This window comes from Thioalkalivibrio nitratireducens DSM 14787 (assembly GCF_000321415.2).
Classification (GTDB): domain Bacteria; phylum Pseudomonadota; class Gammaproteobacteria; order Ectothiorhodospirales; family Ectothiorhodospiraceae; genus Thioalkalivibrio; species Thioalkalivibrio nitratireducens.
Genome location: NC_019902.2, coordinates 3,406,249 through 3,420,116, shown reverse-complemented (window position 1 = coordinate 3,420,116; position 13,868 = coordinate 3,406,249). Strand labels below are relative to the sequence as shown.

General features: G+C 61.4%; 10 protein-coding genes and 1 pseudogene. 5 read left to right on the top strand and 6 right to left on the bottom strand.

Translation table 11 applies throughout. The features are described 5' to 3' along the window. Positions 1-70: 70 nt before the first annotated feature. From TVNIR_RS15620 to TVNIR_RS19320, 5 genes and pseudogenes are all read left to right on the top strand, one after another. Complete coding sequence (locus TVNIR_RS15620) at positions 71-466, top strand: hypothetical protein (RefSeq protein ID WP_015260038.1); 396 nt, start codon at positions 71-73, stop codon at positions 464-466. Positions 467-711: 245 nt separating this feature from the next. Continuing rightward, positions 712-990, top strand: coding sequence for a nucleotidyltransferase family protein (locus tag TVNIR_RS15615; protein ID WP_471545495.1), 279 nt, complete (start codon positions 712-714; stop codon positions 988-990). Between the two features lie 112 nt (positions 991-1,102). Then, positions 1,103-1,569 (top strand): annotated as a pseudogene (locus TVNIR_RS15610) (DUF5131 family protein). A 185-nt stretch (positions 1,570-1,754) separates the two neighbouring features. After that, entirely contained in the window at positions 1,755-2,225 is a 471-nt protein-coding gene (locus TVNIR_RS15605) for a helix-turn-helix domain-containing protein (protein WP_015260033.1), read from the top strand. Between the two features lie 3 nt (positions 2,226-2,228). Beyond that, positions 2,229-3,119 carry a PIN domain-containing protein gene (locus TVNIR_RS19320; protein ID WP_083499483.1) on the top strand — a complete coding sequence of 297 codons (891 nt, stop codon included), beginning with the start codon at positions 2,229-2,231 and terminating at the stop codon, positions 3,117-3,119. On the opposite strand, the gene TVNIR_RS15600 is transcribed toward TVNIR_RS19320, so the two are convergent. From TVNIR_RS15600 to TVNIR_RS15570, 6 genes are all read right to left on the bottom strand, one after another. After that, positions 3,038-4,177: a beta family protein gene (locus tag TVNIR_RS15600; protein WP_043739826.1), complete on the bottom strand. Its 1,140-nt coding sequence runs from the start codon at positions 4,175-4,177 to the stop codon at positions 3,038-3,040. The two genes, TVNIR_RS19320 and TVNIR_RS15600, sit on opposite strands and share 82 nt — an antisense overlap. A 2-nt stretch (positions 4,178-4,179) precedes the next feature. Further along, the gene (locus TVNIR_RS15595; RefSeq protein ID WP_211263120.1) at positions 4,180-5,397 is read right to left on the bottom strand and encodes an ImmA/IrrE family metallo-endopeptidase; all 1,218 of its coding nucleotides are present in this window, start codon (positions 5,395-5,397) and stop codon (positions 4,180-4,182) included. A 613-nt stretch (positions 5,398-6,010) separates the two neighbouring features. Next, positions 6,011-8,833: a BPTD_3080 family restriction endonuclease gene (locus TVNIR_RS15585; protein ID WP_015260030.1), complete on the bottom strand. Its 2,823-nt coding sequence runs from the start codon at positions 8,831-8,833 to the stop codon at positions 6,011-6,013. Further along, positions 8,830-9,309: a hypothetical protein gene (locus TVNIR_RS15580; protein WP_015260029.1), complete on the bottom strand. Its 480-nt coding sequence runs from the start codon at positions 9,307-9,309 to the stop codon at positions 8,830-8,832. The genes TVNIR_RS15585 and TVNIR_RS15580 overlap by 4 nt, the downstream gene beginning before the upstream one ends. Then, the gene (locus tag TVNIR_RS15575; protein WP_015260028.1) at positions 9,309-10,475 is read right to left on the bottom strand and encodes an AAA family ATPase; all 1,167 of its coding nucleotides are present in this window, start codon (positions 10,473-10,475) and stop codon (positions 9,309-9,311) included. Before TVNIR_RS15575 ends, TVNIR_RS15580 begins: the two co-directional genes overlap by 1 nt. Beyond that, on the bottom strand, positions 10,472-13,771 hold the full coding sequence (locus tag TVNIR_RS15570) for a site-specific DNA-methyltransferase (protein ID WP_015260027.1): 3,300 nt from the start codon (positions 13,769-13,771) through the stop codon (positions 10,472-10,474). Before TVNIR_RS15570 ends, TVNIR_RS15575 begins: the two co-directional genes overlap by 4 nt. Positions 13,772-13,868 lie beyond the last annotated feature (97 nt).

The window sequence follows — 13,868 nt, the reverse complement described above, 5'->3', positions numbered from 1 at the left end:
CGCAGCAGCACAGCAGCTGGCAGATGCCTGGCGACAGTGCCAGAGGCACGCTCATCACCTGAGGCATGCCATGGCCTCCCTGGAGGACAAGCTTCCACTGTCGGGCAGCCAGCTCGCCACTCTGGACGACGAAGCCGTTCAGGATCTCGATCAGTTCGTGCTCCGCTTCGGCCGGCTACAGGATGCCATCGGTGCTCGGCTGCTGCCGGCCGTTCTGCGCGTTCTTCAGGAGCCTTTCGAGGACAGGCCGGTGATCGACAAGCTGAACCGCCTGGAGAAGCTGGGTTTTCTCCAAAGCAGCGAACGGTGGCAGCGCCTCCGAGCGATTCGGAACCGCTGTTCCCAGGACTACCCTGAAGACCCCGACAAGAACGCCGCGCTCCTCAATGTGGCGTTTCGGTCGGTAGACGATGTCATGGCCATCCTGAAGCGAATCGAGCAGAAAATGGCCCTGCCACCAATCTGACGGCGGCAGCTGGTCACGGAAATCGACGCGGACAGACTTTCACACCGGATGGTCGGGGCCCACCGCCGGATCGCCTTCGAGGACCTGTTGGCATACGGGGGTGAGATGCGCCCCAGGCAGGGGGCTGCTCTGGAACGCATGGCCGAGAACGCGCGCGAACTCGGTCCGGATGAATGACGTGATGCACTCCCCTGTCTTACGATGACAGAACCAATCCCATTCATGGCCAACACATGAAACCCTCCATGGCCCTTGCGCTCAACCGGAATGCCGTTCGCGAGAGAATCAGGCGGTACCCGGCCACAAACCCTCGGGTGTTCGGGTCGGCTCTCCATGGCACCGACGAAGAGGGAAGCGACCTGGACCTTCTCGTGGACGCACTTCCCGGCGCGACCCTCTTCGACCTCGGAGGCTTGCAGGTCGAGTTGGAGGAGTTGCTCGGTGTGCATGTCGATCTCCTGACACCGGGGGACCTGCCCGCCAAGGTCCGCGCCAGGGTGCTGAGCGAGGCTCGACCGGTTTGACCGAGAACCGCCCTTCCGACTACCTCGACCACATGCGGCAGGCGGCCGCCAATGCCTGCGCGTTCGTCGAGGGACCTGCAAGCACTGCTACGCCGAGACCATCGATCGCGTGATGGCGGTGATTGCGCAGACGCCGCAACACACCTACCAGATCCTGACCAAGCGCGCCGAGCGCCTGCCTGGGTACTTCCGCCATCGCAGTTGCCCGCCGAACGTGTGGCTGGGGTGTCGGTGGAGGACCGGCAGTACGGTCTGCCGCGCATCGATCGGTTGCGCGAAGTGCAGGCACGGATCCGCTTCGGCTCCGTGGAGCCGTTGCTGGAGGACCTCGGCACCTTGGACCTGACCGGAATCCACTGGGTCATCGTCGGTGGTGAATCCGGCCCGCGAGCCAGGCCCATGCGGCCCGAGTGGGTCGACAACGTGCGCCGCCAGACCGAGGCCAGCGGCGCGGCCTTCTTCTTCAAGCAGTGGGGTGCCTGGGGTGCCGACGGCCGCAGGCGGGCGAAGAAGGCGAATGGTCGTGTGCTGAACGGGAGGACTTGGGACGAGACTCCGGGTCGTTGGGTTGGAAGCTGACGCGAAAAACCCCGTGATCAGATTTCGCACGCTGGGGGCGGTGGTACCGAGCGAGCCTGACCCGCGCCCTTCTTTGTGCTGCATTTGACGCGCTTGTTCCGTTTATCGACGATGCTCGTTTTCTCGGGAAACAGGGCAGTGGTTACGCCGCTTTCCGTGCAGGTAACTTCGACGAGGTAGCGACGATGACGGTGGTTGATCGGGTACGCGAGCTTTCGCCGCCACCGCTGTCCGAACAGGACAGGGAACTGGCGCGCGTCGCCCAGCGCTGCATCATGTCGGCACTGGACCATTCCAGGGCCGCGGCCATCACGCTGACCACCGAGACGGGCGAGCACCCGACGGTGGATGTGCCGCCAGCGGCGCTCAAGTTGTTCGGACAAGTTCTAGGTGCGATGAGCGAGGGACGCCCGATTGTGCTGATGCCGGCGAAACAGGAATTCACGACCGTGGAAGCGGCCCAATTTCTGAACGTGTCCCGTCCCTTCGTCGTCAAGGAGATCGACGCCGGCAGACTTCCCCACCGGATGGTCGGGACGCACCGCCGGATCGCCTTCGAGGATCTGCTGGCTTATGCGCGCGAGATGCGCGCCAAGCAGAGCGCTGCGCTGGAGCGCGTGGCGGAGAACGCGCGCGAACTCGGTTTGGACTACTGACCCGTGGCGGGAAACGCCCGGTACACCGCGGTGCTCGATGCCTGCGTGCTGGTTCCGATCGCGATGACCGATGCGCTGATGAGTCTGGCCACCGCAGGGCTGTTTGCGGCGAAGTGGACCACCCGCATAGAGATGGAGTGGCAGAATGCCCTGATCCGGATACGGCCGGATCTTGCCGGGCGCCTCGAGGTCAGGCGAGACAGCATGCGTGAGGCGGTTCCGGACTGGGAGATTCCAGAAGCCGCCTGGGCGTCTGTCGCCGTGGGCGTGACCCTTCCAGATCCCGATGATGTGCACGTGCTCGCTACCGCCATTGCCGGTCATGCGGACTGCATCGTCACATCGAACACGCGCGACTTTCCACCTGAGACTCTGTCCTCGTTCGGGCTGGAGGCGATGGACCCGGATCGATTCATCACCGCTCAGTGGGACTTGAATCCGCTTGTAGCCATGACCGCGTTCAAATTCATGCGCAGACGCTGGACGAGACCCGGCGCCACAGCCGAGCAGTTCGCCGAGGCCCTCGAACGGTGCGGTCTACCTGCCACGGGCCGCCGGATTATCGAGGCTGCCGAACTGATCTCAACAGGGCACGCGGGCAGTGGCACGAGTCGACCCGCCCATCGCGCAGCTTTCTTCACCTCGGGCCGATGTCAGGGATCACCCCACTCAGGGTATGGGGCAAGAAATGGCGTGCGTTGTCCCCGGAAAACGGAAAATCCAGATGGCCGGATTCGGCGTAAAACGCGGGGAGAATCGCTACCCGCGCGTGGTTCTGTTGTCCATCACTGCCAACGCTATCCGCGCCGCCTTTATGAGTTCGCGAGTGCATTGGTAGCTGGCACCAGTTGCCGTTCGAACTCGAGTATCTCGCTGAGAACACTGACGATGTGATGGTTCGTGTCGATACCGATCCATGTTGTAGCGTTACCCGGGAACTCGCCAAGACTGCAACGGAGAAGCTCGCCGTCTCCCCAGCTGAATCGCTCCCCACAGTAGTAGCCTGAAGTGGCGACGATGGCGGCGAGACGGTGATACTGCTTGCCCTTGTCGCGCTGCTGCATAGAGTGCCCGCGAGCCACGAAGTAATGCTGATCCGTAGTGTAGCGGATCTTTCCATTCCTATGAGGGGCTATGACCTCGTCGTTGCTATTCGGACCACGGACGCCATAGTCCCCGAACACTAGGGGAACGGACGGATGGATGGTGCGGATAGACCGCCAGGCGACCAGTTCACGACGGAGGACCATGCGCTCGGAGTCCTGATCTTTGACGATTTGGTTGATAACCGGTGGCAGCGAGCAACCGGCGAGTGCAAAGTACATAAACCCCTTGGAAAACAGAAGTTCCAGCGCACGCTCTAGACCGTCTTGGAGATGAGGAATTGGCTTGCCCGTGACATCCCCAAAGTCGACCAGAACGGCACACTCCGAGGCGCTGATCCCAATCGTGGTCATGATCTCTACGAGCCGACCCTCGAAGAAGGGTGGGTCCAGGAAGTCTTCCTCGATCGCGGACGAATCGAGCCTCAGGCAATAGTAGCGGCCCTGGGTTGGCCGCATCTGTCGCAGGGCCTGTTGGTACTCGAGGTCGTCCCAGCGGTCGTATCCGATTACTGGGCTGACCGCGACGCCGAGCGACTCGAGTGCATTGCTGGCATAGCTGAGCACATGCTCCCCGCCTTCCGTCCGAGCGTTCGGGGCCCAATGGAACATGTCCAGAAAAACGGGCATCCCTTTCCGAACCCGCGCAACGTGCTGCGCGACCTCATCCAAGTAGGCCTCCGTGATCGCCGTACTGTTCTCGAACCTCTTGGCCCTACGGACGCTATGTCCGAGCTTCGGCAGCTCAAACAGCGGTTGAATTCGTTCAGCGTGAGTCGAGTGCAGGTGAGACAGCGCATCGAATTCACCTTTCTTTGCTTTTAGTATCGGGATGTAAGTGGGCCTCATTCTCAGCCGAGCTCCTCTGCGTTGGAAGCGAATAGATGCCTGACTTCACCCTGGCCCACCAGTTCGGAGAACTGTTGATAGTTGCCGCTCTCGCGGCGTAGACGTCCGGCGATCACCGCCGGATGGACCTTTAGATCACGAGCCAATCTGTCTATCGTCTCGCGACTGGGTGACAAGTACGCGTCACTGCGTTTCCACATGACGCGCGGAATAAGTGCTTCACGGGCCAGCCTGTTCGCCTCTGCCTCGCGCCTGTCTTCAGAAGGAGCATCGAGGTCGTCAAGAAACGCCTCATCGGTGTCAACGTGCTTCCACAGGTGAGCAATCTCGTGAATCAGGGTGAACCAGAAGTTATCAATCCTGTCATGCCGTAAGGTCATGCCGATGACCGGCGTACCGTCAGCGTCCTTTAAGGCAGCCCCGTCCAGCATCGTTCCCTTCAGGTGCGGTTCTATCACAACAGCGATCCCGTGCTTCTCAAGAAACTCGACGGCGATCAAAGGGCCGCGCTCGGACCAACTCAGCTGCGCCACCTCGCGCAGGAAGCTTGCGGATAGGGCCGACCTCTCGAAAGGACCCAGTGTTTCCCTCTTCTCGCGCGCGCGCTGGACCACCCTTGCGAGCCAAGCGTAAAGAGCATACTTCGTTGTGGGCGAGTAAGCTTCGCCCCCCAGCGTCCGACGGAAAGACGACACGCCAAATCCCCAATCAAGGCTGGAGACAAAATCCTTGACCGTTTCTTCTGCCGATGCGGGCGCCTTGCCCGTCATCTTGCGAAGCCAGCCTCGCGCAACCATCTCCTTCAGCGGGAACTTGCGCCAGTCGACCGCCTCCCTTTTCGACTGTTCCGCATCCGAGATGCCAACTAGTGTTTCGGTTGAGATCCCAAGCCCCACGGACAGGGCTCGGATCATCTGCACAGTGAGTGGGCGCTTTCGTGACAAAACTTCTGACACCCGGCTTCGCGTCCCGAAGTAGGGCACGAGGTCGATTTGCTTCAAACCCTTCTCCTGCATTCGGAAAAGGATTGCGTCCACGGGGTCGGGCGCCTCAATCGGGTACTTCTGATTCTCATATGCCTCAATGAGCACTGTGAGCAACTCCAGCCGCTCGCTCTCTGGAGTTCCGCGGGGAGGCATCTGAGCCATCAGCATCTGTACCTCGTCCAAGTATGCGTGGTACTGCTGTTCAGTACGAATGACCTTTGCTTCCATCGGCATGCCCACTATTGCTTAAGCGCCTGAATTAGCGCGACCTGCTGGTGAAACAGGAACAGCGTCTCGATCATCGTTCCACCTCCGCAAACCGGAAACAGGAACTGCCCCTGGCTGCTACCGACACGTGCGCCCGGAAACTGCGTCAGTAGCTCGGATGGCTCACGCCACCGAGCGTGAGCTATCTCCGCCACCCACCCCGTAAGCCACCGATCCGTCTCGGGATCGACGCCCCAAAGGTCTTCCAGCTTTTTGCGTCCGAGCAGTCGCATATGTCTCGGTTCCCGAATTGGGAACAAAAATACTTGGGCCAGGAGCGGAAGTCAAGCGCAAGTTCCACATTCGGGAACGCGATCGTATCCCAGGTGTGGTTGTCCAGAACGTGTCCGGCGGCGGACAAGAAGATTCGCCTGTACAAAGGCGCCGGATCATCGCCGTGGAGCACACAAGGCGAGCGCAGCAGCGCCTGCGCTTCATCCTTAGTGCAGGCGCTGGCTGGAAAATGCGGACATATGCCGCGGGCCTGATCGAGCGCGTTTTCCAGGGGCAGTACGGCCCCGGAAAGTTTGCGGAACTCGTCGTAGACTGCGACTACTCAGAACCGAGCGACCCACACGGCTCAGCAATGGCGGTAAAGGGTATCCCGGGTCTGGGCTGGGTCGAATACGACATCCGAGCACCATTCGCCGAAGCCGCCGTGCTGATTGACGGTATCGGTCCATTCCCGTAAAGCCGCACGTTTTGCGCGGTTCTGTTCGGAGTCGGTGCCCTTCACTTCAAGTACCAGGGTTTTTCCGTTCGCCAGGCGGATCAGGTAGTCGGGGACGAAATTCCGGGACGATCCGTTCCAGAGATAGCGAATCCGAAATCCCAGGTGATCGTTCTTGGCCCAAGCGTGGATTTGCGGATCCTGCTCACAGATATCCGCGACGACCTTCTCCCAGGTACTGTCGTAGACCACGTGACTGATCTGTGAGCGTGTGGTTGCCCGGCACGGCTTTGTGGTGAGCCAGGGTCGCATCCGCGCGGTGGACCCGATCGGCTGGTGTTCGTCGAATAGCGGCTCGAGTCGTTCCAGGTTTTGTTGACGGACATAACGGTTCACGTGGGCCACGACCCGATCCATGTTCAACGCGAACAGCAGCCGTCGGCGCAGCGGGTCCTGGTGCCACAGACTCGGGATCTCGAGTTTGCCGGATTCCAGGAACGACTCGACGATGTGGATCAACTGTACTGCAAGGTACTGCCTGTCACCCGAGAATCCGCCCGTGTTCGCAAGAAACAGCTTCCGTGCTGCCCGGAACATCAGGTGCTGGAGTCGAAAATCATCGACGGCAGCCTCGAGGTCGATTGCCGAGACCTGCGCCAGATTCGGCACCCCAGTCAGCGACGGTGCGATCTCGGCATTCAGGGGCGTCTGCATCGGGTCGAGGGCCAACGATTCGACAGAATTCCAGTCCATTTGCAGCACGGGCCGCAACACGGACTGAATGCGCTCGACGTTCGGCCAACGGATTTCCAGGTGGTTGCGCCCGGGTTCCACCTCCACGCGCACGCTTGGGCGCGGGGGTGGCGGTGGCTCGCCCCCGCCGATGTCCTGAAACACGGAAAGGGGCACGCCGAACACGTTGACGTACTCCGGCAGCAGCAGGCCATCGGCATCCATGTCATGCGCGACCCGGCGCAGGCCGCGGCCGATCACCTGCTCGCACAACAACTGGCTGGTGAAGGCCCGCAACCCCATGATGTGCGTGACATTGGCGGCGTCCCAGCCTTCGGAGAGCATCGCCACGGATATGACGTTCTGCAGATGCTGTCCCGGCTGGCCACGCTTGCCCACCGTATCCACCAATGCCCGCAACTGCTCCTCCTGCTTCAGTGCGAGCAGGTCCTCGAGCCGGTCGTCGGCGAGACCGGCATGCCGCAGAATGGCTTCGAGGCGTTCGGCATAGGCCTTGTCCTTGGTGACCGACTCGCCGCGCTCCGCTTTTTCCAGTACCCGTGAGTCGACCCGCAGCGTCGCTTCGGGGATCTGCGTTTCGGGGATCAGGCAATCGCCGCTGTTGAAGAAATGTTCGATGCGCGAAGCCGTTTCGGTCCGGTTGCAGACCGTGAGCAACACCGGTGGGATCGTATGTCCGTTCTCCCGCCAGGCCGCTGCGGTCTCACGCCAGTCGTAAGCCAGGATGGTGTATGCCTTCTGGACGAGGTCCGGCAACGGTTCATGCGGCCCGGCTCGGCGATTCAGGTCGTCGCGAACCTCGCTTTCCCGATACAGGTGGTACAGCTTGCTAGCGTAGGTGGTCGCGTTCGGCAGTGCATCATCACGCACCACGATGCGGGGAGTCTTGACCAGGCCGGCTTCGATCGCGTCGTTCAAGCCAAAGTCGGAGATGATCCATTCGAAAAGGCCGCGCTCGGTGTTGCTCTTGCCCGTGGGTGCGAACGGCGTTGCCGTGAGATCGAAGCAACGGCGGATCCGACGCGTCTTGTGGATGCGATCCAGCCCCTCGATCCAGCGGGTCGCCTCGTCGAGATCGATCCCCAGTTCCTGCGCTTCCTTGCGACTCACTTTCACTTCGGCACGCTGCCGGTACGCATGGTGCGCTTCATCGTTGATCACGATCAGGTCCCGCTGCGTGGCGAGGCTGCCGAGTACCCGCCGCGTGAACGCCTCGTCACTCTCTGTGCCTTTCTTCACCACCGAGCGGTCGGGTGGTTTCAGCGGCATCAACGTGTGCCAATTCTCCACGCGCACCTCGACCTGGTTCAGCCGCTGCCGCAGGGATTCGTTCGGGCAGAGGTGAAACTCGTCGTAGACGTTGCGCGGGTCGCCGGGGTACAAGACTTGCAGGCGGTTCTTCACGGTAATCCCCGGGGCGATCACCAGAACAGCGCGCGAAAAGCGGCGATCCTTCGGGTACTGGATCGCGTTCAAAGCCTGCCAGGTGATGATCAGGGCCATGACCGGGGTTTTTCCGGAGCCCGTAGCCATCTTGTTGCAGACGCGTTCCCACGGCCCACCATCGCCCTGCAGGTAGATGCCCTGCCGGTACGGGTCCGGCGCCTCCAGCCACCAGATCAGGGATTCGATCGCCTCCAACTGGCAGAAGTAGAACGGAAATGGCCGCGGCCCGCCGATCCAGCTCCTGGAACCCGGCACCCACTCGCCGCGCGCGTGCCAGTGCTCCAGCAACTGCCGCGTGACGCTGGTGACTCCGGGCCAGCCGTGCGCGCGCCACTGGTCCACACGCTCGCGAATCCGGTTCACCGTCTCCAGATCTTCGATGCGCCGGGTGTTGTTCCGGGTGTCGTACAGCTCGTAGGCAGCCCGTCGGCGACCATCCACCACCTGCAGCACCTTGCCATTCGCGTCCTGCTCCCAATGGCGGGCCGGGGGATCGTACGGCGAGTTCAGGATCAGCGAGGTCGGAGTGTTCATGGAAGTGTGATCTGTTGGCGTGGCAGGTCCAGACCGTGCGCCCGCAACAGACGGGCTTGCGGCGTGTTCGGTGGAATTTTTACCGCGGACGTCGCCAGCCACACGAAGGGTTTCTGCTTACCCATCATCACGGTTATACGATTCAGCGCTGGTGCGCGGTCGCTCAGGTATCGCTTCAGCCATTGCAGCTTCTGGATGACTGCACGCACTTCGCTGGTCGAGGCAGGGTGCACTTCAATCCACACGGCCTGTTCGTGACCCGACCGATGTTCATAACCCAAGCCGTAATCCCAGCGCGGATCATGACGATATCGGGGGTCCGCCTGTAACGCTCCATCGATGTCGACGCTCCCCGTGAACGCACGGTCGCGCCCCCGGACCTGAGCGCGGTGCTCGCGCTTCAGGGCCTGCTTTCCGGGGTTGTAGCTGTCGTTCAACGGGTGCGCGGCGGCTTCCACTGCCTCCTTGAATTTCATCAGCGCTTCTCCGAGGGACCACGATTTGCCACCTCGGCCACGACATCCCCGACGTGCCCGGAGAAGCCGCTGAGTCCACCCCATCCGGATTCGGCCTCGTCAGCCGCCCCGGGATCCAAGTCCGAAATATCTTTCACCACACCGTCCGGCCTGAAGTAGTAGACCCGGCAGTCCTTGCTCAACGCGTCGCCCGCGATCTGCTTCGTGCGAGCCGTCGACTTCAACCCGAGCATGCGGAGCACATCCTTGGCCTGCCCACCGTTCTTCTTGAGAAAACCCAGGGCCCAGACCACGTCGAGGACATGGGTCGAGTGTGTGGACAGACAGACCCGATAGCCGCGGCAGAGAAGCTCCAGGACCAGCGCCATCGTCGCCGAGATCGCGTTCGGGTGCAGTCCCATCTCGAGTTCCTCGATCACGACCCACTCCAGCTTGTCGCGCCGGGAGACCTTGCTCGGCGGCATCAGCCAGTAGAACCCCAGCAGCAGGGGAACGAACTCCCGCTGCCCGGCCGACCAGACGAGATAGGGCAGCGCGCTGCCGTTTCCCGGTGCCTTCAGGGTCACCCGCCGCTGGAATTTCTCCGACCCGCTTTCCAAGCCGAATCCGCCGAAAATATGTTTGGAGATCAGTTCGCGGTACGCGTTGTTCAGCCGGTTGCTTTGGGGGAAAAGTTCTGGCTTCTGTGCAAACTCATTTTGAATAAGCTGATGCAAACGTTCGCTGAACGCACGCAGCGCAAACGGGTCTCCGGAACGGTACTCGGTGAACGTTCGGGTAAGCCCGTCGCGCAGGCTCATTACACGCTGGGCCGGAATGAAGAAAAAGCGTTCGTCGCGGGCTGTTCTGCGGCGGCCTTTGGCAAAGTCGGCCAGGTCTGTCTCAGCGCCGTCGACCGTCAGGCGGCTGGTATTCGGCAACCAGATTCCAGACATTCCTTCGCCGAAATAGAGTTCCAGGAAGCTGGCGAGGTCTCCGCCCCAGTCGATGTTGAACCGCCGGAACTCATCGTGAATTGACGGCCAGTCCACAATCAGCTTGAGCAGTTGCAGGAAGACACTCTTGCCCGTGGCTTGGGGCCCCACCAGAACGGTCAGATCGCCAAAATGGACATCGGCTTCGCGGATCTGTGCGAACTCTCGCAGCGAGAGACTCTTGGGCTTCATGGTCCGTCACCTGTCGTTGCGTCCAGCCGGATCACCCTCAGCGATTCGATGCCACGATCATCGACGATCTTGACCGCGATGCAGCGGTTGTCGCCCGGCACGAACGGCAGGGACTTCGTGCCATGAAAACGCTCCAGCAGGTCTTCGTTCAACTCGGCGCGAATGTCCTTGCGCAGCTTGAACCAGCCTTCCTTGCCACCGGCCATCGGGAAGAAGACCTGCCGCGGGTACAGCGAACGGTTGTCGTAGTCGGTATCCAGTTCCCACAGCGCAATGTTCTTCTTGCCGCCGGAGCGCAGCTCGCCGGTCTTGGTATCGAAGTAGTCGAAGCCATGCACCTCGACCTGCAGTTGGCCGTCCTTGAGCGTGCGGACCTCGACATCCGGCTGGCCCATCAGCCAGAACGACTCGTTGCCGGCGCGCGCCTTCTTCAGGTCTTCGGTCAGTAGGTCGGTATTCATCTGTACCTTCAGCGCCTGGATACCCTTGATGTTGTCGATATCCTTCGCTGCTTCCGGGTCGAAGGTGAAAGCGCAGAACACCAGCAGCCTCGGCAGTGGGAACAGCTCGCCCGCTTCGCGCATCGCGATCTCGACCTGTCGCTGCTCCAGCGCTGCGTGCTCCGGACCGAAACTCACCGCGACGCGCTCGCCGGTGTCCGCGACGGTGCCAACGGCGTGGATGTAATGGGTACCGGGTAGGGTGTCGAGGTCCATCAGCCGCAGCTTCTGCCCGCCCTTGCCGCGAATCCCGGCCTTCAGCAACTCTTCACGCCAGACTTTTTGCCGGGACGTCGCACCCGAGCGCGCCACGGCCACGTCGGCCTCGCGTGGCCTCTCGGCCTCGTCCAGACCGAGCACGGTCGCAAACGGTACCGCCTCGACGGTAAACGGCCCCGAGATGCGCAGCTTCTGGCGGCTCACATCGGTTTGGTCGTACAGCACTTCCTGCCCGGCGTGAGCCGCGATCGAAGCGTCCATCGCCCGCTGCATCGCCCGCCGTGCAGCGTGGAAGCCATCGAAAACCGTGCGCGCGGCCTCCGGCCAGTCCGGCGGGAAATCGAAGGGCACCTCCCATTCCAACAGGGCGTTGGCGGCGACCTGCTCACCGGAGGGTAACTCTACAGTGGCGCTGGCGGGGGCGGAGAAATCCACCTGTGTGCCCTTGCGCCCGCCCTCCGTGACCTTGAACCGGGGCGCCTTGCCCTTCAGCGCTGCGTTCAGCTCGTCCAGCGCTTGCACGACCGCCGGGTGCATGCGCGCATGGATTTCGTCGATTTCCGGATTGTTCGCGATCGACTTCAGCGTGACATGAGGCACCGTCTTGTAAATGAAACCGCCTCGCAAGCCCTCGTGTGGATGCTTGAGTTCGTAGTAGTCGTAGCTCGCGGTCATCAGCCGCTGTTTCGCCAGCGTAACCGAAACCCTCGAGGTGTCGCAGGTGATCCAGCGCCGTCCCCACTTCTCGGCGACAAAGGCGGTGGTTCCGGATCCGCAGGTGGGATCGAGCACCAGGTCGCCCGGGTCGGTGGTCATCAGGACGCAGCGCTCGATGACTTTCGTGATCGTTTGCACAACATAAGACTTCTCGTCCACGAACCCTGCTTGTGTAACATCTGACCACACATTAGTAATAGGCTGAACCGGAAAATCGTCGAAATACCGAACATACTGGACTGAGTTGGTGGATTGCTGAAGTCGGCCAGCTTTTGCAAGAAATCTCATTCCTGAAATTGTCGTTTTCCAGTGGTTTCGGTCGCCGGGGTGAAAATGTTGCCCATGGAAGGAGAAACGTACTGTGCCTGTAGGAGTCACTCCTTGAGAGGTTAGATTATCGAGCCTGTAAAGAGAAACGTTCGTTGGCAAGCGATCCCGGTGTTTCCGTTCGTGCCTTGTAAGTGGTCTAAGGACGTACCCGTCGAATCTGGCATGATTCAAGGCCCATCCCCCCGTTGCCGCTGTAACCTTATTCAAATATAGCTGTCGGTACTTTAATACACCTCTGTTCTTTGAATACCAAATCAGGTAATCAGCAACAGATCCGATGCCAACTGCGCTTTGCGACGTGGTGGTCAGGAAAGGGATCACGCCACTACAATTATCTTCTCCGAACACTTCATCCATGATCTCCCGCACATGATGCAGGTTCTCATCCGAAATCTGCACGAACACGCTCCCCGACTCATGCAGCAGTTCCCGTGCCAGCAACAGCCGATCGCGAAGATAGGTCAGGTACGAATGAATCCCCAGCTCCCAGGTGTCCCGGAACGCCTTGATCATTTCCGGTTCCTGGGTCAGGTCTGCGTCGTTGCGGTCCTTCACGTCGCGCTTGTTGACGAAGGGCTGAAAGTTGGAGCCGTACTTGATGCCGTAGGGCGGGTCGATGTAGATCATCTGGACCTGGCCGGCCATGCCTTCCTTCTGCAGCAGCGAGTTCATCACCAGCAGCGAATCACCCGTGATCAGCCGGTTTGCCCAGTCGCGGTCGTGCTTGTAGAAGTCGATGGCGTCACGCAGCGGCAGGTTCTCGAACGGGGCATGGAACAGGTCGGGCTGGAAGGCGGGCGCAGCCTTGCCCTTGCTGTCGCGGAGGCGCTTCTGCAATGCCGCCAGGATCGTGGCCGGGTCGATGCGTTCGTGCACATGCAGCGACACGGTATCGACGGTGAAGGCGGTGCGCTCGGCCTTGCCGGCCCAGTTCAGAAAGGGGGATTGCAGCCGCTTGAGTTCTTCCAGCGCCGCCTGCATCTGCTCCGGCTCGCCGGAGGCCAGGGCGTCGTCGATGATCCGTTCGATCTGCGCCCGGCCGACGTCGAATTGCAGTTCCGGGGCCAGATGCGGATCGTAGCGCCAGGTCTTTCGTTCCTCGACGCCATCCGAGTGGGTGTCCACCATGCCGACATGTGGGTTGTTCTTGCGCTTGTCGTCGTGGCGGTACGAGAGAACCTGATTGGATAGGCCACGCGCGCCGCACGGTGCGCGCTCGGTTCGCGGGCTTTGGCCTCCAGGCGGTTTCGGGGCCGCCGGCCCTGGGGCCTCCAGGGTGCGTAGGCTGAATTCAGTGTCGCCATGGGTCGCATGCTGAATTCGATGGATTGAACCACCGCGACCACGGCCCTTGCCGATACGCCCGTCGCGCAGCAGCGCATGGCGTGCCGCCTCGTAATCGGCACCGGACACATCTTCGCCAAGGGTCTCGGACAGCCGTTGGCGCGCTGCCATATTCCCGATGCTGCTCCCGTCCTCTGGCAACAGCGCCAGCAGGGTTTCCTGGATGCGGTTCAAGGTTTCGGGCATGCGCTTTTTCTCGTCCAGTCGGGGCCGAATGCCACTATGGGCGGTGGCGGGCCCGGCAAATCTTCGCGAAATGTCTTGGCCGGTGCAGTGCCGGCCG